The sequence below is a fragment of the Gemmatimonadota bacterium genome (assembly GCA_026706845.1).
Taxonomy (GTDB): Bacteria; Latescibacterota; UBA2968; order UBA2968; family UBA2968; genus VXRD01.
In genome coordinates this window covers 1-21,497 of sequence record JAPOXY010000079.1, presented here as the reverse complement: position 1 = coordinate 21,497, position 21,497 = coordinate 1, and the positions used below count along the sequence as shown (strand labels likewise).

General features: G+C 54.1%; 21 protein-coding genes. 5 read left to right on the top strand and 16 right to left on the bottom strand.

Annotation, left to right across the window (positions count from 1 at the left end; translation table 11 throughout):
* The coding region (locus OXG87_07785; protein ID MCY3869444.1) for an AAA family ATPase at nt 1-596 on the bottom strand (596 nt) is incomplete at its 3' end.
* Between the two features lie 30 nt (nt 597-626).
* Nucleotides 627-2,366 (bottom strand): thiamine pyrophosphate-binding protein, encoded by a 1,740-nt coding sequence (locus OXG87_07780; GenBank protein ID MCY3869443.1) that lies wholly within the window; start codon nt 2,364-2,366, stop codon nt 627-629.
* A 187-nt stretch (nt 2,367-2,553) separates the two neighbouring features.
* On the opposite strand from OXG87_07780, the gene OXG87_07775 reads away from it, so the two are divergent.
* The gene (locus OXG87_07775) at nt 2,554-3,636 is read left to right on the top strand and encodes a mandelate racemase/muconate lactonizing enzyme family protein (protein MCY3869442.1); all 1,083 of its coding nucleotides are present in this window, start codon (nt 2,554-2,556) and stop codon (nt 3,634-3,636) included.
* Between the two features lie 7 nt (nt 3,637-3,643).
* Here the strand turns inward: OXG87_07775 and OXG87_07770 are convergent, their stop codons facing one another.
* From OXG87_07770 to OXG87_07750, 5 genes are read right to left on the bottom strand one after another with little or no spacing between them, the layout of a single operon-like run.
* A complete protein-coding gene (locus OXG87_07770; protein MCY3869441.1) occupies nt 3,644-4,744 on the bottom strand; it encodes a hypothetical protein in 1,101 nt (366 codons plus the stop codon).
* Between the two features lie 33 nt (nt 4,745-4,777).
* Complete coding sequence (locus OXG87_07765; protein ID MCY3869440.1) at nt 4,778-5,581, bottom strand: TIM barrel protein; 804 nt, start codon at nt 5,579-5,581, stop codon at nt 4,778-4,780.
* A gap of 15 nt (nt 5,582-5,596) precedes the next feature.
* On the bottom strand, nt 5,597-5,974 hold the full coding sequence (locus OXG87_07760) for a VOC family protein (GenBank protein ID MCY3869439.1): 378 nt from the start codon (nt 5,972-5,974) through the stop codon (nt 5,597-5,599).
* Nucleotides 5,975-6,022: 48 nt separating this feature from the next.
* Entirely contained in the window at nt 6,023-7,030 is a 1,008-nt protein-coding gene (locus tag OXG87_07755) for a dipeptidase (GenBank protein MCY3869438.1), read from the bottom strand.
* 15 nt (nt 7,031-7,045) lie between these two features.
* On the bottom strand, nt 7,046-8,146 hold the full coding sequence (locus OXG87_07750) for a mandelate racemase/muconate lactonizing enzyme family protein (protein MCY3869437.1): 1,101 nt from the start codon (nt 8,144-8,146) through the stop codon (nt 7,046-7,048).
* Nucleotides 8,147-8,463: 317 nt separating this feature from the next.
* Here OXG87_07750 and OXG87_07745 point away from each other — a divergent pair, with 317 nt between their 5' ends.
* Together OXG87_07745 and OXG87_07740 are read left to right on the top strand one after the other, a co-directional pair.
* Nucleotides 8,464-10,134, top strand: coding sequence for a hypothetical protein (locus OXG87_07745; protein MCY3869436.1), 1,671 nt, complete (start codon nt 8,464-8,466; stop codon nt 10,132-10,134).
* A gap of 10 nt (nt 10,135-10,144) precedes the next feature.
* Nucleotides 10,145-11,374: a transglutaminase-like domain-containing protein gene (locus OXG87_07740; protein MCY3869435.1), complete on the top strand. Its 1,230-nt coding sequence runs from the start codon at nt 10,145-10,147 to the stop codon at nt 11,372-11,374.
* Here the strand turns inward: OXG87_07740 and OXG87_07735 are convergent.
* Nucleotides 11,367-12,140 carry a phytanoyl-CoA dioxygenase family protein gene (locus tag OXG87_07735; protein MCY3869434.1) on the bottom strand — a complete coding sequence of 258 codons (774 nt, stop codon included), beginning with the start codon at nt 12,138-12,140 and terminating at the stop codon, nt 11,367-11,369. The genes OXG87_07740 and OXG87_07735 overlap by 8 nt on opposite strands.
* 10 nt (nt 12,141-12,150) lie before the next feature.
* Nucleotides 12,151-12,912: an NAD(P)-dependent oxidoreductase gene (locus OXG87_07730; GenBank protein MCY3869433.1), complete on the bottom strand. Its 762-nt coding sequence runs from the start codon at nt 12,910-12,912 to the stop codon at nt 12,151-12,153.
* 179 nt (nt 12,913-13,091) lie between these two features.
* Here OXG87_07730 and OXG87_07725 point away from each other — a divergent pair, with 179 nt between their 5' ends.
* Nucleotides 13,092-15,083, top strand: coding sequence for a hypothetical protein (locus tag OXG87_07725; GenBank protein ID MCY3869432.1), 1,992 nt, complete (start codon nt 13,092-13,094; stop codon nt 15,081-15,083).
* Between the two features lie 13 nt (nt 15,084-15,096).
* Here the strand turns inward: OXG87_07725 and OXG87_07720 are convergent, their stop codons facing one another.
* The 7 genes from OXG87_07720 to OXG87_07690 are packed head-to-tail and all read right to left on the bottom strand — an operon-like array spanning nt 15,097 to nt 20,028.
* Nucleotides 15,097-15,936: a PmoA family protein gene (locus tag OXG87_07720; protein ID MCY3869431.1), complete on the bottom strand. Its 840-nt coding sequence runs from the start codon at nt 15,934-15,936 to the stop codon at nt 15,097-15,099.
* Between the two features lie 49 nt (nt 15,937-15,985).
* Nucleotides 15,986-16,567, bottom strand: a complete 582-nt coding sequence (locus OXG87_07715) for a CoA pyrophosphatase (protein ID MCY3869430.1) — start codon at nt 16,565-16,567, stop codon at nt 15,986-15,988.
* 13 nt (nt 16,568-16,580) lie between these two features.
* The gene (gene pyrE, locus OXG87_07710; protein ID MCY3869429.1) at nt 16,581-17,096 is read right to left on the bottom strand and encodes an orotate phosphoribosyltransferase; all 516 of its coding nucleotides are present in this window, start codon (nt 17,094-17,096) and stop codon (nt 16,581-16,583) included.
* The gene (locus OXG87_07705; GenBank protein ID MCY3869428.1) at nt 17,093-17,431 is read right to left on the bottom strand and encodes a DUF5615 family PIN-like protein; all 339 of its coding nucleotides are present in this window, start codon (nt 17,429-17,431) and stop codon (nt 17,093-17,095) included. Before OXG87_07705 ends, pyrE begins: the two co-directional genes overlap by 4 nt.
* Nucleotides 17,415-17,645, bottom strand: coding sequence for a DUF433 domain-containing protein (locus OXG87_07700; GenBank protein MCY3869427.1), 231 nt, complete (start codon nt 17,643-17,645; stop codon nt 17,415-17,417). Before OXG87_07700 ends, OXG87_07705 begins: the two co-directional genes overlap by 17 nt.
* A 32-nt stretch (nt 17,646-17,677) precedes the next feature.
* Entirely contained in the window at nt 17,678-19,174 is a 1,497-nt protein-coding gene (locus OXG87_07695; GenBank protein MCY3869426.1) for an ABC transporter substrate-binding protein, read from the bottom strand.
* Nucleotides 19,175-19,191: 17 nt separating this feature from the next.
* Complete coding sequence (locus OXG87_07690) at nt 19,192-20,028, bottom strand: methyltransferase domain-containing protein (GenBank protein MCY3869425.1); 837 nt, start codon at nt 20,026-20,028, stop codon at nt 19,192-19,194.
* Nucleotides 20,029-20,167: 139 nt separating this feature from the next.
* On the opposite strand from OXG87_07690, the gene OXG87_07685 reads away from it, so the two are divergent.
* A partial coding sequence (locus OXG87_07685; protein ID MCY3869424.1) for a TonB-dependent receptor plug domain-containing protein occupies nt 20,168-21,497 on the top strand: 1,330 nt, incomplete at its 3' end.

Sequence of the window (21,497 nt, the reverse complement as noted above, 5' to 3'; positions counted from 1 at the left end):
GAAAGATTGCGAATCTCCCCAATCTGGCGCACATCGCGCTCGACGTAAGTCTCGAAATAGTCGCCAAGAGCTTGACGCGGTTCGAGTTTCTGATCGTGAATGCGGGGATAAAAACCAGAGTACAAAATATCATCTACGCTTTCGCTCGCGCCGGTTCCTCGGCGTTCTGCAAGAGAGAAAGGCAACAGGCGTAGCAGTGCTGTGCGCCCTGCCAGAGACTGGTTAATGGCATCGGAGAGCCTGAACTGCTCGCTGCCCGTGAGTACGAAAAGGCTATTTCTGCGCTGTTCATCGGCAAGTACCTGCAAATAGGACAAAAGCTCGGGCACGCGCTGGATCTCGTCCAAAATGGCACCCTCGCCGATATGAGAGAGAAAGCCTCTGGGATCGGCCTCGGCAAATTCCCGCTGATCGGGAGCTTCCAGATTGACATACTTCAGATGCGGAAAAGCTACGCGGCAAAGGGTGGTCTTGCCGGACTGACGCGGTCCAGTCACAGTGACAAACGGATATTTTTCGAAAAGTTCGACCAGACAGGGTGTAATCTCGCGCTTAATCATAGCACCTAAAATAACCGAAGGTGTGACAATATGCAACTTAAACTTTCAAATTTACCCTATTTTCCCTTATGCCGCACTCGCCTTGCTCCGAATCTCCGTCAGATGAAAAGGCGTTGCCGCCCGTCCGCCCTCGGGCAGTCCAAGAGGCAATTTCACATCCAGCAAAAAGGGTCGTTCCTCGCCTTCCACCACATCCAATCCCCGCGCAATCGCACCTTCCAAATCCGATTCCTCATTGACCTGCATCCCCTCCACACCAAACCCCTCTGCAATTTTCACCGGATCAATCCCATCCAGAACCACGCCCGGATATTCTCCCGTCTCCTTCATCACACCGCCCGCCCGCTCAAAATTAGTCGCCACAATCCCATAAGACCGATTATTTGGAATCACAAAAAGCACTGGAATCTGGTGGTGGGCAGCAGTCCAAAGCCCGGAATCGGCATAATACATTGACCCATCGCCCACCAGCCCAACCACGGGCTTGTGCGGCACCGCCAGTTTCAACCCAATCGTACCACCAATCCCATAACCCTCCGAACCCCCAGCCGCCCGGATATAGGCATTGCGTCCCGCGCCATACGCATCTCCTCGACTATCTATTGGCAGGGCGTATTGCTCGACCATCATCAAACCACCGCCCAACCTCTCCAGCCCCCGATCGATTGCATCTACCAGCACATAGGGTCTCACTTGCCCGGCCTCCTGCGCCACGCGCTTTGCCGCCGCTTTTCGCTTTGCGTGGAGTGAAGCAGCGTGCATCTCGGCGCGGGCGAGGCGCTCGGCAAAAGACACCTGAGGCGAAGCGCGTTCAAGACATTCGAGCGTCCTGAACTCATCTGCCAAAATCGCCAGATCCAACCCCGGAAGATTCGTAAAATTCTCGACATCTGGCCCAATACCAATCAGGCGTTGCGCACCCGACAACGCATCAAAATCCTGGGGTTTCCCGCGACCATTGTGGCGCGCGCCAATACACACAATCAGATCGGGCGACACCTCGGCAATAGCCTCTGCGATCCGCCCGCAGTGAAGACTGTGGCTTTGCGGAGTCCTGCGCATCTCCGTCCATGTACCCGCAATCGGACATCCATACTGCTCTGCCAACGCCATAACTCGCGCCTCTGCCCCACTCTTCCAAATACCATCCCCAACATAAAACAGCGGCCGCTGGGCATCGGACAGCGCACGAATAACAGCTTCGACATCCTCATCTGCCGGATAACCCGCACGCACGGACTGAATCTCCCCCTCAATAATCTCTGTACTCACCTTATCATTTCCGAGCAACCGATCGTAAACAGCGAGGTGAACCGGACCGACCGGCGGTGTTTTGGCAACCCGCAGCGCGCGCTCAATCGCCTGCGGCAAGCCATCCGATTCAATCACCGTCCAACTCGCCTTAGTAAAAGGCTCCGCAATCGAAGTTGGCCCCACATTATGCGTCAAATCCAGACCCACCCGGTCTCCATAACTCCCCGTATCCCCCGCAAACGTGAGCACCACAACGGGCAGACTACCACTCCAAACATTGATCAACTGCCCCAAACACTGCGCCAACCCGGCACCCAGGTGGACAACCATCACAGCCGGATCGAGATTCCCCTGCGTATATCCCCCTGCTATCGCAGCCACACTACCCTCGTGAAGTGCCAGAATACCGTGAACATTGGGATTTATGTGAAGCGCGTCAAAAAAGAGCGCTTCTCGAGAGCCAGAATTGTTAAACACATACTGCACACCCAGCGCGGCGAGTTGCTCGACAATGATTTCGGATGGGGTTGCTGTAATAGATCTTTTTTTCATAAACCCTGACCTCCTTGGCTATTTGTCATAAAAAAGAAAATCCAGAGCGCTTATGATAACCTCGCACCCAGAACAGCACAAGCAATACCAGAACAGGTGAGATTTCCATTGTCGCGCTCGGGATGCATTTTATATTCCTTCAGCAAAACCAACCATATCTTCAGAGTTTTATTACCAGGAGACCACAATGAAAATCACAGATATCAAAATGACAGTCGTAAAACAACGCCTGGAAAAACCATTCTGGAACTCGATTGTCACCACGCGCTCCAAGTCCCGCGCCAGATTGGAGGTATATACAGATGAGGGCCTCACAGGCATGACCATGTGCTCGGGATCCGTTCGAACAAAACTGAACACCCTAAAAGAAAAATTGATCGGCGAAGACCCCATGCGGATCGCGTACTTATGGGAAAAACTATTCATGGGCGGCACGCGCAAACCCATAGCCAAAGGCGAATACATCAACGCAATCAGCGCAGCCGACAACGCGCTCTGGGACTTAAAGGGCAAAGCTCTCAATCAACCCGTATGGAAGCTACTCGGCGGCGTACAAAACAAACTGTGGGCCTATGCCGCGGGTGGATATTACGAAGAAGGCAAGGGAATACCAGAACTCTGCGAAGAAATGACAACCTATGTAAGTCAGGGATTTCAAGCGGTAAAAATGAAAGTGGGATGGCCGGGCGTCACATTGAAAGAAGACGCAGAGCGGGTCCGCGCCGTACGCAAAGCCATAGGCGACGACATCGCCCTGATGATCGACGCGAACAATGCCTGGGACGCGCATACCGCAATTCGATTCGGACGCATGATCGAACCCTACGATCCCTACTGGTATGAAGAACCCGTGCGCCCGGACGATCTCGAAGGCTCGGCACTCGTCGCCGGGGCACTGGACTATCCAGTTGCCAGTGGAGAAAACGAAGCCACGCGCTGGGGATTTCGCGACCTGATCGAACGCGGCGGTGTACGCATTGTCCAGGCCGATCCAAACAACTGCGGCGGAATCAGTGAATGGATGAAAATTGCGGCCCTGGCCAGCGCCCATCACCTGCAAATGGCCCCACATGGACAGGGTGCTCTGGGCTGCGTCTTGGTCGCCGCAGTAGATAATGGACTGGTAGTGGAAAATTACCTGCGAAACTTCAGCACAGATATGGTCGGCGATTTAGAGTTTCGAGACGGACATGTCATTGTGGACGACACACCCGGCCTCGGCATCGAATGGAATGAAGACCTGATCGAAAAGTATGGAGAAAAGTATTAGAGAACATTCAATCCCCATCCCGCTCTGAGTTTCGTCGCGCGATCCGTTCGAGCTGCGGCTGGATAGACGACATCACAGCCGCGAATACGACGAGCGCCCATCCGACCGACAAAATCATCTGGGCACTCACGAGTACCCACGCGGCGGACGAGACCGGAACAATAGAAGTATAGTCTATGGTAAGTGCCCTGAAAAACGAGAAAGCCGCCCAGTCTTCAATACCGGTATCGCTACCGCCAGTGAAAGAACCGGGGATAAATCGCTCCAGCGTACCATAAAACCCGGCGAACAGAATGATAATAGTGAGATAACCAATCGCAAAACCCCCGATTGGCACCCACATCACGCGGAGATAATCAGCGAGTTGCACATATACGCGGAGCCGTGGCTGCATCCAAATAGCGATGGCGCGACCAGAAAGAAAAAAAGCGATTGGTATCCCCAACTGCGACACTGAGACGAACAAGACGACCCCATGCAGAGGAGGCCCTTCATCGTTAAACTGCCAGTCTCCAATAATGAGCGCGGCATATAGGGCGAAGGTACCGATAATCAGCAAAACCGGCGGTCGGGAATAGCGCCGCCCGTCGAGATTGCGACTGAAGAAGCCCGCGATAAGTGCCATTGTTGGCATGAGCGCAAGAGGCACAATTAAACCAAACAGCCCCAGTGCTGGCAACACGCCAAAAGCAAGCAAAACACACATCATCAACGACTCAAGGCTCGCTTCCCGATACGTCTGGAAGCGCGTTGTTCCAAGCCCGTCAATCAAACCAACACCAAGACCGAGAACTGGCGGGATATAAATGCCTGGTCCATAAGCAAAGTCCTGAGCACCCGCAATCAGCACCATAACCATCCCGAGAATCGACCCGACCAGGATACCGACCGACAGGCCGTTCCGCTCGCCCATGCGCAGGCTCAACCCAACGCCAATCGCCAGACCGCAACCCGCCCCCATCAGGAGGTGGTTGTGTTCACCAGTAATGGCATAGCCAAAAGGAACGACGACAATGGCAATGCCAACCGCAACCCGTACAGCCTGCCAGATCACGCGAATCAGGCCCGACAGCGACATGCGACCCTCTGGAAACTGGATAATAGGCATTGCGAAACTCTCTCTTTAATTAGCGCGTGTGGATCATCCTGCAATCACCGCCCGCAGGTGGGCAACTGCCAGTCGGATCACCTCCGTATCGTCACACGTATTCAAATCCTTGCCTTCAAAAACCACCGAAACCGTGCCGTTGAAGTCCACATCCTTCAGGATCTGAATAATCCGCGGATAATCCAGCCACGCCTCCTCCCCCGTATCGATCTTGTAAAACTTGGCCCGAACATGGGACGTATATGGCGCTGTCTGTTCCATAAACGCGTAAATATCCACCTCTGGATCCGGCACCCCCTGATTCCGCGCGGGCGATCCGACCCACTGTCCGGTATCCATAATAAGCGTAAAATTTTCCCGATCTGTCTGTTCCAGAATCCGCAACACATCTTCCCCTGTAGAAGGATGGTTCTGCAGCCCTACGACAATCCCCTTCTCTGCGGCATAATCAGCCGCATCCTGAAAACACCGAATCTCCCGCCTCTGCGCTTCGGCATCTTCCAGCGGAGGCCCGCAAAACAACCGGATCATGGGCGCACCTATAAACGCCGCCGTATCCACATCTGCTCTGACCTGAGCCAGTTTCTCAGCCAGATCCGCATCGGACCCCACAAAATGCCCACCCGAAGCCAGATACCCGATTGACAGCCCGTACCTGAGGCACCGCATCTTCACCTCGAGCAAGTACGCTGGCTGCTTCGACCGAAATCCGCGCCCGCTGTGGAAATCGATCACGTCCAGCTTCAATTGGTACGCCAGTTGGATATAGCTCTCCACACTCTCCAGGCGCGGTGGGTCATCCTTCCCAAACATCGAAGCGTAAACACCCACTTTCATAGCAAACCTCTCAATTCAGACGTGATCGGATTCGCGCCGAAACAATTGCAGGAGCACGTCATTCGGCCCGTTGAAAAAGCTCAACCGGATGTCGGCTCCTTCGGCATCGAAAGGCTCCACGGCAATGTCCACACCCTTATCCTCGAGTTCCCGGGCGCTGTTGTCAACGCTATCGACCTTAAAGGATATGTGGTGAAAGCCCACTTCTGCGTCCATGGTCTTTTGGGGCATCAGTTCCAGAATGATATCTCCGGCCTGCAAAAAGACGAAATCCTCGTCATCCTCGTTGTGAAAGCGCTCAATTTCCACCAGGCCCAGAGTCCGGGTATAAAATTGCACGGCGCCTTCGATATCGTCGCTGACCAGGGCAATTTTATGGATATTGTCGATCATGTCCTTCTCCTGTCATTAGAATCGAAAAACCCTCAATCTTATGCTACTTCAAACATTCCACACCCGCTCGAACAGATTCATCCAATTTCCACCCAAAAGTTTGGTGATATCCTCGGCACTGTACCCGCGATTGACGAGTGCCTCAGCCAGATTGGGAAACTCCGCCGGACTGTCAATTCCCTTCGGTTGAAAACTCAGTTCGGTGTATGGCACCGAGCCATCGGCAAAAGTCGAGGGAAACTTCGTACCCTGCTGCGAACCGATATAATGCCAGAACTCGAGCGGCTGATCGTGCGTGGAATCCGTCCCAATAGCCACGTGATCAATGCCGACCCGCTCCACCATATCGTCGATAGCATCGACAAAATCCTCGACAGTCGAATCGAATCCTTTGGGAAGAAAATGGGCATAAGACGTGGCACCCACAACGCCCCCCTTTTCGGCGAGCAACTTGAGCGCATCCTCTTCCTTGTTCCGCGGATGACCGCAAAAACTGCGGGCATTGGCATGGGTAATGGCGACCGGCTGCTCGGACATCTCAATGGCGTCCATCGTCGTTTTCGGACCGACATGCGATAGGTCAATAACAATACCGAGCCGGTTCATTTCGCGCACCGCATCCACGCCAAAATTGCTCAGGCCACCATCGGTTCGCTCCCAGCAGCCGCTACCCAGCAAATTGGTCTCGTGATAGGTCAGTTGAATCACGCGCACGCCGAGGGCGAGAAACAGCCCCAGGCGGTCCAACTCGTTTTCTATGGGCGAAGCATTCTGAAAACTGAGAATAATCCCGGTCTTCCCCTTCTCTTTGGCAGTATAAATATCGGCCGTCTCTTTCACCTGCAAAATGTCATCGCGCTCGCGAAAGCGCCGCATCCACGCCGATAAATGCGCCATCGTCTGCACAAAATTTTCCCACGTAGCCACCGTGGCATTGATCGCGGTTATATTGCCGGCTCGCAAACGCCTGAACACCGCATCGCTCTCCCAGTTGCTAATGCTCAGGCCATCTATCACAATCGCCTCATCGTAGATCTTCCTCGCGTCCGTACTCATCAGCCTGTTCCTCCATCAATAATCCGACACGGCCCCATCCCGGAGCCTCGCATTCGGCCACTCGAATGGACGCGCTGGACTCTTACCCACTTCAATTGCGCGCGCTTCATTGACCTCAACCCCCAGCCCGGGTCCCTCGGGCAACGACACATAACCTTCGTCATCCATTTCCCAGGTCTTAATCGCTACATCTTCGGGAAGCACACCCGCGTACCCCTCGTGAATCAAAAACATCGGCACCGACGCCGCCACATGCAAGCTCGCCGTCAAACCCAGATGGGACATCGTGCAATGCGGTGCAATGGGAACAAAATGCGCTTCGGCGAGTGCAGCCACCTTCTTCATCTGGGTAATCCCCCCACCGTGACCGCAATCCGGCTGAAGCACATCAATCACCTGCGCCTCCAAAATCTCCCGCACCTCCCAGATCGTGCGATCCCGCTCACCCGTCGCAAGGGGCACCGGCACCATCTCGCGAACCTTCTTCATATTCTCTATATTCCCCGGCACCCACGCCTCTTCCAAAAACAGCAAATCATCGGACTTCAAATAACCCGCAAATTGCCTGACCAGAGGTGGCGGCAAACAGCTATGTGCATCGAACATCACGGCACCGTCGTGTCCCACCTTCTCCCTCGCATCTTTAATCTTCTGAACAATCGCCTCAATCTCGGCAGGCGTACCCGCAAAATACTGGGCACCGCCCGGTCCCGTCTTGATCGCCTTTGGACTTGGATACATCCATATCTTATCCCGACACGGACCGCCCAACAGGCGATAAACCGGAACCCCGTGCAGCTTGCCACAGATATCCCACAGCGCCATATCAATCGCGGAAATCGTGTGAACCATCAAACCGCCGTTGCGGATATTGCGATGTGCGCGGAACAGCCGCTGCCAGAGGTGCTCCGTACGCGTGGGATTCTCTCCAATAATCAACTCGGAAAGCGACTCTGCAAGCGCGCAAGTCACCCTTGTCTCCATATTATTGATCTCACCCCAGCCCGTAATCCCGGCATTCGTCTCGACCTTGACATATCCCTTCACGCCAATCGGTATCGCAGTCAAATCCGTAACGCGAATACGCGATGCTCTGTCTTCGTGATCATTGCTCATACATTCCTCCAGTAGAAGTGTAACGCGCATACTGGTCGAACAGCTCGACCAAACAGAGTGTAATTTAGCGTTTGAAAAAAAATATGGTATCTTTATTTTACCATGCCAACGACACGCGAATAGAAAGCACCAAACTTTACCCGAGAAACAGTACAATGACCTGTGCAACACTGTCAGCAAAAACGCGCCAAAAACCACCCTATTGGGCCGTGCGCCAGCGCCAACTAATAGCGATAATGGACCGCGCTGCCCACCCTTTTGTCGAACACAGCACCCGGTCGGACGGCACCCTGATCCAACGCACGGTATGGACGAGCATGGACGGCACGGACAACGGCTATGAAGCCTTCCTCTCCTTCCCCCTCTTCTACTTGCTGGGTGGTGGCGATCACATCCACAGGATCGCCCGCAAAGAATGGGACGCCATCACCTATCAATACGCCAACTACGGCACAGTGGATCGGGAATTCGTCACAGGCTTCGACTGGTTCCACCACTCCGAGAGCTATACCTACATCTACTATCTGGCCATGGCCGATCCCGAAAATCACATCGACCGCACCCGCGCCCTGCGCTACGCCGCCATGTACACTGGCGAGGATCCGCTGGCACCCAACTGGGATGCCCAGCACTGCATGATCCGCTCGCCCCTCAACGGCAGCAAAGGACCGCGCTTTGTAACCACCCGGACCGATTGGGACTACCACCGCCCCATTCTCTCCGGATACCTGGCTCCGTATGAAGACATAGAAGGTGCCGACAGTTCTGCCCCACTCTTCAAGGTCGATTGGACCGACGACCAGGTCTTCGCCCGGGTACTCGACCAGATCAATCAACGCATGACCCGCGGCGACGTACCCCTCAACCTGAGCGCCACCAGCCTGATAACCAACGCGTACCTCTACACGGGTGAAGACAAGTACCGGCAGTGGGTACTGGATTATCTGCAAGCCTGGGAGGCGCGCTGCGCCGCCAATGATGGCATCATGCCCGACAATATCGGTCCCAACGGCATCATCGGCGAGTTAATGGGCGGCAAGTGGTGGGGCGGGTACTACGGCTGGCGCTGGCCGCATGGGGCGCGCAATATCGTCGAGCCAGCCCTCGTAGCTGGCAGTTGCGCCCTGCTCATGACCGGCGACATGTCGCATCTGGACCTGGCCCGCTCACAACTCGATATGCTCTGGGAAAACCGGCGCGAGGAGAACGGCCAGATCCAGGTGCCAGCACGGCACGGCGACCGCGGCTGGTTCGACTTCCGCCCGCCCGATCCCCATTTGTACATCCACCTGTACTACCTGAGCCAGAGCGCCGAGGACCTGGCCCGTCTCGATGAGATCTTCCCGGGGCGCAAAGGCTTTGCGGGTCTGCCACCCGACTGGGGCGCTGCCAAGGCCGGTATCTGCCCCCCAAAAGCCTGGTTCGCCTTTACCGAAGGCAAAAATCCCGACTACCTCGACCAGGTCTTCGACTCGACCTATTCCAGCATCTGCCGCAGCCTGGAGCGTTTGGAAAGCGATGACAGCGACCCGGAAACGCGCGAATGCTACCACTTCCAGAAACTCAATCCAGTGCTACCCGAAGCCCTCATTCAAATGGCCATGGGCACGCCAGCAGCCATATACAACGGCGGCATGCTGCAGGCCCATTTGCGCTATTTTGACCCGCAACACCACCGCCCGGGACTGCCCGAGCACGTCGCGGCTCTGGTTGACCGGATCAGCGCCGACCAGGTCAGCGTATCGCTGGTAAATACCGATCCGGTGGAGGGCCGAGCCGTACTGCTCCAGGCCGGTTCCTTTGGCGAGCACTGCTTTACCCGTGCCCGCCTCGAAACCCGTGAAGACGCTGAGCAGTCCGTCGAGATAAACGGCAAATATCTTCAGGTACATCTGGGGGCAGGTGCTCAGGCACGCCTGCACCTAAGACTGAAGCGCTTTGCCTTCCAGCCCTCTTACTCCCTCCCGCCTTTTGCATGTCTTCTTTGAAGGAAACAGCATGAGCCAATTACACTACAGCGAAGAAGGGCGGGTAATGCCATCTCTTTGCGAGGAATTAACGATCTTTCGGCGGGTGCGCAAAACGCTCACATTGCCCGCGACGAACGCGCCGGGAACAGTTTATATACTCGCCCGTCCCTATCCTAAAAACAACGCGCCCTTGCGAGTGTCAGTGAATGGCGCGGAAATCGCTGCGCTAAAACCGACCCGACGCGGCGCATATTCATGGTATAAATTCTCAGTGGAAAAACTGAAAGAAGGCGAAAACACCTTTGAACTGTGGACCGATCACACGGCAATGGCCGGCTGGTCGCTGGCAATGGAAGCAGGACATCCTGCGCCGGATAGCGCCATAAGCGATGATGGCGGGCAGACCTGGCGCAGCGAGCGGATGGGATATCTGAACGCCGTTCTGGGTGAATACGTCATTCGGATCAGATTGGCTGAAGGAGAAGATCCCCCACCGCCACCCATGATATGGGAAAACGCGGATTCACCCAGATTTGAATCCCTGAGGCGAATGCTACCTCCTGCTACACGCGATGAAGGACCGTTAATCAAACGGGTACGCGCATTATCGACCTGGCTGGCATCCAGTTGGGAACACACCAGTTCGGCCAGGGCAGAACAGTACGCGCCGTGGGATGCCGAAACCCTGTTGGCCTGGGCTCCGGGACAGATTGGACACAATGGAAAACGGCCAGTGGCAATGTGTGTACACTATGCAGCGGCATTTGTGAGTTGCGCCCAAGCTATCGGCATTCCAGCCCGATGCGCGGTCTTGACAGAAGCGGTAAACAGCTTCAACGGACATTTTGTAGCGGAAGTCTGGTTCGATCACCTACGCAAGTGGGTAGTGGTAGATCCGAATACGGACGCGCTATTTATAGAAAATGGGATACCGATGTCAATGGATGAGATACAGGCCGCGGGGAAAAATCTAAAAACGCATATCGAATACGGGCGGGGTACAGAATTCCAGCGCACCTTTCCGCACATCGTGGAATTTATGCGGGAAAATCTGGAAAAGGGAGTTTGTTTTCAGCACCGGAGCGTCTGGTTCCGAAGCGACTTACTCGAACATCCCGAGTTTTCACCACCAGCGCACGGATCGCTGAGCTATTGCGAAACCGGCCTGGTGTGGGAACAGCGAGACAGGGAAACGGGATTCGGAATGTTTCCCCATTTTGGGAATGAGGACTATTTCAACGCAGCACCTGTCAGGTAGAGTCCGAAGCGATCACATTGGGCCGACTGCCAACCGCCGGGGCACCCATAATCCGTCGTTGCTGTGGCGTAGGATCGAAATAGTTCGCCGGATCGTAGGACGCCTGATGGTTGGCCATGTGTCCCGGATTGAATTTGTAGAGAAAGGCGCGCCGTTCGTGGGTACCGCACCAACCCTTCGTCCCGTGGGTCAACGCCTCGGTAAAAATGACCGCATCGCCTGCATCCACCTCGGGCTGTACCACATAGGGCGGCACCCTCTTCAGCGTGCGCACATCCTCAGGCAGGTTCCCGGGAAAATTGCCCTTGTGGCTACCCGGAATACATACAAACCCACCATCTCCTGCCCTGGCTGGAGCCAGCATAAAAGTCACGACAGTTAGACCCGTCCGCACCTGCCCATCCAGATAGTGGAAGTACCGATGCGTACCCAACTCTGGCAGACCGTGTAGATTCCCGCTGTCGCTACCAGCATTCATGAACATGGCATAATCGTGGTCAATGCGGAACTTGGGACCGAGAAACTCCGCCAGAACCGACACAATTCTCGGGTGATCGAGCAACCGCTGGCAGGCAGGATCCCACCGGGAGACATAGCGGACATTGCGAATGCCGCGGCGCCCCTTGGAATCGTTGCCATCCGAGTAATCCCTGGGATACACCCGATCCGAAATCTCGTTCAGCTCATCTACCTCCTCCTGCGTCAGCACGCCGCGGAGCACCAGATAGCCCTGCAAATCGAACAGGTATCTCTCTTCTTCAGTCATACAATACCCCTCATCTATACTTCGCCCGGTATTCCGGCAGAGAACCATCGTCCTCCGGCTCGAACCCTATCAGCTCCCGCGCATTGGACAAATCCCACTTTTCCTCACCACCCCGAGACACCCCGTAGAAAATCTCAAACTTCAAATCCTCTGCCTCAATACACCGCCAGGTCATCTGAGCGATATCCCGAGGGCTGAACCAGCGGGACTGCCCAGGCTCATAATCCCGCCCCGGTTCATCCAGCCCGTTGAAATTTGCAATCCGCAAACAGAACACCCGAATCCCGTACTGATCGGCGTAAAACCGTCCCAGCGCCTCTCCAAACGCCTTACCAGCCCCGTAAATCCCGTCCGGACGCACGGGTTTGTCCGGCACCGAACGAATGCCCTCCTTCTCATTCATACCAGTCACATGATTCGTACTCGCATAGACCACCGTTAGCACCCGATTAATCCGCGCTGCCTCGTAGATATTGTACGTCCCCTTCATATCCACATCAAACGTCACCTGTGCCCTCTGTGCATTCGGCATCCCTTGCCAGGTTCTAAAAAGAGCCAAATGGGCAATTGCATCCACCCCGGCGGCGGCCTCCACCATAGCCTCAAAATTGGAAATATCCGAAACCACCACCTCGTCCATCTCAGCCACATCATCCGGAATCTGAGAGTGAAACATCAAACGAAAATCATATCGGTGTCGCAGATGTTTTCGCAGCGCCGTCCCAATCTTGCCCGCTGCCCCTGTAATCAACAACTTCTTGCGTTCCGCCATATCGAATAATCCTTTTCAAATTAGTATTAAAAACCAGTATCGCCCTCATCTCCTAAAGTCGTGACCCCAGGAAAATAAATCAAGCAGAAACCAAATCGGAAGCGATCATTTTTTTATTGCCCCGGGGGTTACATCCCACTTTCTTGTTCCCGGAACTTCTTCCCTGAAAGGCGAACACCATGAACACACACAGACATCCCGACCACGCAAAAGTACAGGCTCAATACGTGACCTACCTGCGGGAAAAACTCGCAGCACTCCCCGAACAGCGGATCAGCGACGCCTTCCCCCGCACCCGGGAAGAATGGGAAACCCACACCGCCAAACTGCGCCCCATCCTCCACACAATCTTCGACTTCCCCGAAACCAGCAGCCCCCTCTGCCCCCGCACAGTCGGGAAAATCGAAAGAGACGACTTCACCATCGAAAAAGTCATCTACGACGCCGAACCGGGATCCTCTGTACCCGCTCACCTCTTCCTGCCAAAAGGCGTAACCTTTCCGGTCCCCGCCCTCATCTTTCCCAGCGGACACGGAGGGAGTAAAAGCGCGTTCTACAACCACTACGCGGGCCAGATCTACGCCAAAGCGGGCATCATCTGCCTGATCCCCGACCCTGTGGGCGAAGAAGAACGGGACGAAGAAAACCGCCCGGGAATACGCGGTCACCGTCTGGACTTTAGAATCGACCGGTGCTTTGAAGTGGGCCGATCAGTCATCGGCAAAATGACCTACGACATCACCCGCGGCATCGACTACCTCTGCATCCGTCCCGAAGTAGATACCGATCGAATCGGCTGTGTGGGCCACTCGCTCGGCTGCACCATCACCATGAACGTCCTCTGCACGGATGATCGCCTGGCCCTCAGCCTGCCCGCCTCCTGGGTAACCCATTTCGACTACATCGTCGGCGACCTGAGTTGCGAATGGCGTCCCTATCGCCTCAAGCACTATGTCGATATGCCGGAACAAATCGCGATGGGCGCTCCCCGGTGCGCCACACTCATCCTCGCCGGAGAATGGGACTACCCTCCCCATGCGTATCGTGGACTACTGGAAACCTGCCAACAGGTACAACGGGTCTATGACATTTGTGACGCTACGGACCGGTTCGACATCGACATCACCCCAAAGGGCGGCCACCGGCCCTACTTCCTCAACAAACCCGCCTTCGCCTGGGTGGAAAAACACCTGGGCATGCCGAAATTCGACGCAGAAGCAGTACAAAAACTACCAGAAGTCTATCTGGGAGATTGGACAGATACACACGAAATCGATATCGAATCGGGCTATAAGAGCCACAAACACTATGCCGGAACCGCGGTCATCGATATAGATGTGGCACCAGTACCGACCGACGAACTCGTCTGCTTGCCTCCGCGAGGCTATGAAGCACCGGAATTTGCGATGCGGGGATGGGTGGCATCCGTCTTGAAAGAATTACCGCCCGATCTGGACATACCCCAAAAACTGGAAGACTGGAAATGCGAGCGAATAGCCCTCCGGGACACAGTGGCAAAAGTTCTCGCAGTACCCGAAAACAGACCGGGCATCTCACCCGAAACCATCCGAACATTCGAGGAAGATGAATTCACTGGAGAAGAAATTCGCTACGGCGTCCTCGGCCTCTCATCCTTTCTATTGACGCCAAAGGATGCATCAAAAAATACAGCCCTCTATCTCCACCAGAGTCGTACCAAACAGGGCGCCCTACAAACGGGCGAAGTGCGGCACCTGATAGCTTCTGGCACAACCGTCCTCGCACTGGATTGTGTCGGCATGGACGACAGCGGGATGCTACTGGGAGAACCATCGACAACAGCCAACGTACAGCACGTAATCGAAGCACTGGACCTCCTGGAACAGCGGGGCATTCAGCGGGCAGCATGCTATGGATACGTCGATGACATCGCCCTGTACGCGGCAATCCTGGACGACCGAATAACCGAAATCATCCTCGGCTCCAGAGGGGGAACTGAGCCGCACCACCAGCAGCGCTACCGACAGGAAGGCGTCGTACCCTATATCTCCCGACATATCGGGCGACCGGGGCTCCTCTCACTGCTCGCCCCCCGGCCACTCACCGTAAAAATCGTAGAAAAGGAATTGGATCAGGTACAGAAAGTCTATAGCCTGTATGGCGCAAAAAACAGGCTCAGAATCGTGGAATGAGAACGCACATCATTTACTGCTCGGAAAAATTCGCCCAATTCTCTTCAACACGCGAAGTATCCGTTCTACCACAAAAAACAAACAACCGATACCTGCTTGCGGTCGTCTCACCCTGTGCCAGTGTCCAGGGACCGGCAATACAGCGGCTGGGCACAATGCCGAGTTGCCCGTCAACGCGCCAGGGATTGGGGTATTCGGGATTGGAGGGATGATCCATCATCGCGATGCCTGCCCAGTCAGTGCGACCTTCGATGGGAATGGAAACAGAAACCCATTGTGCGCGTTGTCCTTCAGCGTCGCGATTGGTCTGACCCTCACTATTGATGGCCTCGCCACCGAGGTCTCTTTTGTAGGGCATTCGAAGAAAGAGACCACCGTAGGCGTATTCTCCAAAGGTAAGATCAATTGATGCGGTAAGGGACCATGTGATATCGATATCGTACGTATCGCCCTGATCGTTGAAAGACCATGCCTGTATTTCGGTGAGCATAGGCGCACCATCGGGATCTCGCCATCCGCTGGTAACAGTCCAGGTAGCAGTGTTATTATGCACACCTGCATTGCTAATCGGGTAGGGGTGAAAGGTCCCATCCTGATCTTTGCGCCGCTCCTGTAATCCCTCTGTCCAGAACCCAACCCCGTTGACCTCGTTGAGCCCCACATAAAGACCGTGCTGCCAGGGATGGTGCGAGGGGGTGTCCTCGGTGAGAATACCATTGCCGTCGGGTGCCACAATAGGATGAATATAGGCGCGGGTATCGGCTCTGGCCTGCTGAACGAGAATGGGAACTTGTTGTCCGCTGCGAAATATTTCAACGCGATCTGGTGTCGCCTTTTGTTTGAGCTCAGTCATTATTCTCCTCGGTTTAGTGAACAATTCAGGTGTTGGAAAACGCGAACTTCTATGGCCTTTCGGGCAAATCAACACCCGCAAACCTCGCCATTTGCGCGACCATGCGATAGGTCAGCCCCCACAGCGCGGGACGATTGGCACCGAGCAAATCAATAGCCGGCATATTGTGCCAACCTTCGAGATTGAGCGTTTGCCACCGAGTGGAATCGGCGAAATGTGCAAAAGGCGTCCAGAAAACATCGCGCACCTCGTCATTGGGCGCAACCTCAACGCCTTCCGAAATCGCATAAACAAAACAGGCCACCTGGATGGGCAGCGTCGCACCCGCGACATCGTCCAAACGACCGAGATACTGCGCGTTGCTCAGATCGAGACCGAGTTCCTCGCGGGTCTCGCGTTCAGCCGTGTATTTGAGATCCGAATCATCGGGTTCGGCTGTCCCACCGGGAAAAGCAATATGCCCCGACCATGGGTCTGTCGGATGTGCAGCGCGCTCAATAAAAAGAAGATAGAGATCATCCCGTCGCGGATGAAAAACCGCAGCAACAGCCGCCAGCGTCTTGTCCTTTTCCGAATGCGTATGGGGTTGATACGCCGAAAGGGATGTCGCAATCCTTTGAAAAGTATTCATTCTGCACTCACCGTCACGTCAGCTCGCTCATCCGAAACAGCGCGCGAAGTTCAATACCCTCTTTGGCGAGATTCTCTGAGCCACCGGACTCGCGGTCAATCACACATATCGCCTGTGAAACGCGCGCGCCCAGGTTACGAAGGTCCCGAGTGGAAAGAACAACCTGCCCGCCAGAAGTAACCACATCTTCAACAACCAGCAGATTCTTACCAGATATATCAACACCTTCGGCGAGTTTACAAGTACCGTAAGTTTTGGCCTCTTTTCGTACAAAACACGTAGGCAACCCGGACAACTGAGAAAGCATAGTAGCAAGGGGCACGCCACCGAGTTCGAGACCTGCGAGAACATCTGTATCCTTGGGAATCAGAGGCTGGAGATGCGCGGCGAGTTCGCAGAGCAGTTCTGGACGGGTTTCAAACTGATACTTGTCGAAATACTCTGTCGCAATCGCACCTGAACGAAGCGTAAACTGTCCAGTCAAATGAGAAGTCTGATAAATGCGATGAGCGAGTTCAGATCGAGTCATCGTGTGGAATCTCCGTGATAAAGATAAAGAAATACACCAGGTTGAATTGTGTCGAGCAACTTGTTGACCTGAGACATTAATGGTTCAACATCTACCCGCCGATTGGTAAATGCTTTGAGAAAAATAATGGAGAGATCAAATTGTGTGAGATTCTGCTGATATTCTATACTCTGATCCATTGTTATGAATACATCAAATTCATGTTGAGCAAGACTTAGAAGTTCTCCATTTTCTTTGCCTGACCAACCGCGCTCTTGTACGGTTAGAATGGAGTGTTTTACGTCAAGAGAGCTCTTTAGCCTACGATCCATGTTTTCATCAAACAGAATGTGCATACTCAATTTCTTTCAGGAGAGATTCTTGAGCAAGGTCTAAAAATACTTGTGCTTGTTCGCGGCTTACTGAAGGAAATCCATCTAAGAAATCTTCGAGGCTGTCGCCTGCTTTGAGATGGTCAACCAGTGACTTTATGGGTACGCGCGTACCCTTAAAAACAGGTGTGCCCCCAAGAATCTTTTTATTGCAGGTGATAATGTGATCGCATTTCATTTTTTGCCTCCTCAATTTCTTTCATTAAAATATTACGGCTCTATCAGCTTATAGAACTCTATCGCCCCATTGACAATGCGGTTGATAACCGCACTCTTGGTCGTATGTCGATTTTCATCATAATGTGAAATAACCGTTGCCCCACTGTAATCCCTCGTCGCTGCAATCTCATCGCGAATCGCCATTGGTGTCAACTCCTTCGCCCGAAGCATCGCCAGAGCCACCAATCTCAGGGCATCGTATCCCAGCGCACCGCCCCCGTCTGGCGCGACGCCAAACATCGCCGTGTACGCATCAATAAAACGATGGGCGTCTTCACTCAAATCGCCCGGTGTGACTTTGGACGAGAAAAACGTACTGAAAAAACTCCCTTCGAGAATCTCACCACTCGTGGCAACCAAATCAGCGTTATCCCAACTATCGCCACCGAGGAGAATCCCCGTAATGCCGAGCGTCTTTGCCTGTTGAACCACCAGTGGGATTTCGGATGAGAAACCCGGCAGAAAAAACACATCCGGTGCCGACTCCGCAACCGGGGTCAATTGCGCGGTAAAATCGGTATCCCCCTGCATGTAAAACTGCGCGTGTACAACCTCGCCCCCATAAGCAGTAAAATTGTCAACAAAAGTTTGCGCCAATCCCTCCGAATACAGAGACCCCTTGCGCGCGAGAACAGCCGCGGTCTTTGCTCCCAAATCCTCGATAGCAAACTGCGCCATCACTTCGCCCTGAAAATCGTCTGTAAAAGCCGCCATAAACACAAAATCACCCGCAGCAGTAACCGTTGGATTGGTCGCCGTAGTAGTCACCATCGGTATCCCATGGCTTTGTGCGACCGATCCGGCAGCCACCGCAAAAATCGAGCGATTGGGACCCGCAATTGCCGACACCCCCTCTCTGGTAATCAATTCCTCGGCTATCTCCGCGGCGTGTTCGGGATCTCTTATATCTCCCCGTGACACAATTTCGATGGGCATACCGCGCACACCGCCCGCTTCATTCAGCTGCATCGCCGCCAATTCAGCACCTCTCAGCGTATTGCTACGCGTTGGTGCAGTGTACATAAAACCGATCTTGACTGTAAGCAACGCCGAATGCGCGACACGCACCCGCCCTCCAATGGGCAAATCGAGCATCACCTCATACCCGCCATTGATCGGAATACTCGACCAGGAACCGATCTCTCGCTCATCTATCGACGCACGCGCTTGATAATAACCCGTCACATCGCCCGATGTAATCTCAACACGCGCTCGACCATTCTCATCCGTCACCCCCGACCACTGATAATCTGCCGCCTGCCCTGCAATAGAACGCGAAAATTCCACCTTCGCCCAAATCACAGGTGCGCCATCTCGAAGCACAGTCGCCACCACCACAGCATGCGACGCACTCGTCTGCACAGCCAACTTACTCAGCGGACGTCCAACCTGCTCCTCTCCCTCTACCATCTGCGACTGCATCACCTGTTCGCCGCCACAGCCCCACACCAACCCCATCGCAAACACACAAAAAAAACCTCGCAACACAACAACCTCCTGACACTCTACGTCTCAAGCCGTGCCCACGCAGTCACATGCGGCGGCAAGAGAAGCGGGCGTTTCGACACCCTGGTCTCTTCCCGAATCCGATCTGATAGTGTATCCACATCGACCTCTTCAGCAGTCGCAATTCCAAACTCCTCCATAAGCGGGACCAGACTGCGAAAGGCGTTGGCAATAAAATCGTACCCGGCCCACGATTCTGCGCCCCCCAATGGCGCCACAAAATGCAAAACAGGCGCAGGCAAACCGGCATCCAAAAACGTGCGATGGAGATCCATGCCCATTTCAGTATGCGCCCCTGAATGTTGAAACACGCCAACTCCCCATTCAACCAGCTTGTTCATAAGGGGCGTATCTGAACGAGAAATCGATAAATAAGGCGTAAAATCCACCTCCTGAAAAGCGACAATACCCCCCGGGCGCAAGTGTCTTGTAAGTTGCTTCAAAGCCTCTGCGGGATCAGACATATACATGAGAACGAGGCGCCCGACCACCGCGTCGAAGTCTCCCCCCACATCCAGGGTTCGGGCATCCCCCGCTATGAACTGAATATTTTCAAAACCCAGTTCGCTCACCCTCGCCTGGGCCGTATCGAGAATCGCCGCATTGACATCCACACCCACGACTTCCCCCTCTGCACCGACCAACTCGGCTGCCGCCATCGCAACATCTCCGGCACCGCTACCCACATCGAGAATCCGCATCCCGCTAACCAGACCCGCCTCCTGAAAAAAACGCAACGTCACAGCCTCGTAGAGTTGTGACTGCTGAATCAAACGCTCCGTCTCCCCCTCACTGCGCCCCATCGTATATCTCGGATCGCTATTCAACTCGCTCATGGCACTTCCTCCTTTTGTGATATTCTCTTTGTGACATCCTCTGAATTTCAAAAAAATAACAACTTTGAGCAAATAAAAAACACCGTGACAGCCACCCAATAATTAGTTACTTTTTAGTCAAATATAAGGAGAAATGCACATGTCATCTCGACTATTTTTCGTTCTTTGTCTCTCTCTCAGCATCCCCATTTCGGCCTTTGCCCAACTCACCATCAAAGGCACAGTCACCGACGAGCGAGGCGAGGGCTTGCCCAATGCCAATATCATTGTTGTGGGCACAACAACTGGCACGAACACCGATGCACAGGGCAATTTCGCGCTGTATTTGTCAGAGCCAGAAGCGGAAACCACCATCGAAGCGCGTTATGTGGGCTATAAATCCGCCAGACAAACCATTCGCCAAAACACCGGCCTTGCGGAAGTCTCTTTTCAACTCGCCGTAGATGTCTTGCAATTCGATGAAATCGTCGTCACCGGTCTTTCCGTTGCAGCCAGCAAAAAACAACTGGGAAATGCCATTTCTACCCTGACCGATCGCCAATTGGAATCGACGGGTGCCACATCCCTCGACAAAGCGCTGACCGGTAAATTAGCCGGCGCGCTAATCCAGCAAAACTCGGGCAATCCCGGCGGCGGCGTAACCATCCGTTTGCGCGGCACCGGTACCGTACTGGGCGATGCCGATCCCCTCTATGTGGTAGATGGTGTCATTGTGAACAACGACTCACCAGAACTCATCCGACTCGGCGGCGGATCGCAAAACCGCCTCATCGATCTCAACCCAAACGACGTAGAACGCATTGAAATTGTAAAAGGCGCAGCAGCAGCAGCCCTTTACGGATCGCGTGCAAACAACGGCGTCGTGCAAATATTTACAAAACGCGGCGCACAGGGCAAACCCCGCATAAACTATACCTATGGTCTCACAACGTCAAAAATACGCAAAACACTGCCTGTAAATCGGGCAACCGTTGACAATAGGGGAAATAAAAATCCCGATGGCTCCGATGTGCAGCGCTTTGACCATCAGGACTTCATATTTAGACGCGCCGCGGGAATGGAGCACTATGCGTCGATATCGGGAGGGTCTGGCAATACCCGTTATTTTGCCTCCGGGTCCTATCTCGCCGATCAAGGCGTGGTTGAAAACACATTGTTTCGGCGGATCAGTGCCCGAACGCGCATCGACCAGAATTTGTCGAACTGGTTGGCCTTATCTGTAGGCGGAAATTTCGTATTTAGCAAAAGCAATGACATCCCCAACGGCGGGCTAAATTCGAACTACGGCGCGATGACGGGCTTTATTTTTGGTCCCAATACCTATAATCTCACGCCCGACCCCGAGACCGGTACTTATCCGGACGACGGCATTCTCGCCAACCCCCTCGAAGTCATTAATCAATATGATTTCACGCAAGAAATCACGCGCTATATTGGAAATGTACAGCTAAATGCAACCCCGCTATCTG

What these genes read in the sequence shown, in the direction of transcription:
- OXG87_07780 (MCY3869443.1), bottom strand. Translation starts at nt 2,366, where the DNA reads ATGAAAAAAAGATCTATTACAGCAACCCCATCCGAAATCATTGTCGAG.
- OXG87_07775 (MCY3869442.1), top strand. Translation starts at nt 2,554, where the DNA reads ATGAAAATCACAGATATCAAAATGACAGTCGTAAAACAACGCCTGGAA.
- OXG87_07770 (MCY3869441.1), bottom strand. Translation starts at nt 4,744, where the DNA reads ATGCCTATTATCCAGTTTCCAGAGGGTCGCATGTCGCTGTCGGGCCTG.
- OXG87_07765 (MCY3869440.1), bottom strand. Translation starts at nt 5,581, where the DNA reads ATGAAAGTGGGTGTTTACGCTTCGATGTTTGGGAAGGATGACCCACCG.
- OXG87_07760 (MCY3869439.1), bottom strand. Translation starts at nt 5,974, where the DNA reads ATGATCGACAATATCCATAAAATTGCCCTGGTCAGCGACGATATCGAA.
- OXG87_07755 (MCY3869438.1), bottom strand. Translation starts at nt 7,030, where the DNA reads ATGAGTACGGACGCGAGGAAGATCTACGATGAGGCGATTGTGATAGAT.
- OXG87_07750 (MCY3869437.1), bottom strand. Translation starts at nt 8,146, where the DNA reads ATGAGCAATGATCACGAAGACAGAGCATCGCGTATTCGCGTTACGGAT.
- OXG87_07745 (MCY3869436.1), top strand. Translation starts at nt 8,464, where the DNA reads ATGGACGGCACGGACAACGGCTATGAAGCCTTCCTCTCCTTCCCCCTC.
- OXG87_07740 (MCY3869435.1), top strand. Translation starts at nt 10,145, where the DNA reads ATGAGCCAATTACACTACAGCGAAGAAGGGCGGGTAATGCCATCTCTT.
- OXG87_07735 (MCY3869434.1), bottom strand. Translation starts at nt 12,140, where the DNA reads ATGACTGAAGAAGAGAGATACCTGTTCGATTTGCAGGGCTATCTGGTG.
- OXG87_07730 (MCY3869433.1), bottom strand. Translation starts at nt 12,912, where the DNA reads ATGGCGGAACGCAAGAAGTTGTTGATTACAGGGGCAGCGGGCAAGATT.
- OXG87_07725 (MCY3869432.1), top strand. Translation starts at nt 13,092, where the DNA reads ATGAACACACACAGACATCCCGACCACGCAAAAGTACAGGCTCAATAC.
- OXG87_07720 (MCY3869431.1), bottom strand. Translation starts at nt 15,936, where the DNA reads ATGACTGAGCTCAAACAAAAGGCGACACCAGATCGCGTTGAAATATTT.
- OXG87_07715 (MCY3869430.1), bottom strand. Translation starts at nt 16,567, where the DNA reads ATGAATACTTTTCAAAGGATTGCGACATCCCTTTCGGCGTATCAACCC.
- pyrE (MCY3869429.1), bottom strand. Translation starts at nt 17,096, where the DNA reads ATGACTCGATCTGAACTCGCTCATCGCATTTATCAGACTTCTCATTTG.
- OXG87_07705 (MCY3869428.1), bottom strand. Translation starts at nt 17,431, where the DNA reads ATGCACATTCTGTTTGATGAAAACATGGATCGTAGGCTAAAGAGCTCT.
- OXG87_07700 (MCY3869427.1), bottom strand. Translation starts at nt 17,645, where the DNA reads ATGAAATGCGATCACATTATCACCTGCAATAAAAAGATTCTTGGGGGC.
- OXG87_07690 (MCY3869425.1), bottom strand. Translation starts at nt 20,028, where the DNA reads ATGAGCGAGTTGAATAGCGATCCGAGATATACGATGGGGCGCAGTGAG.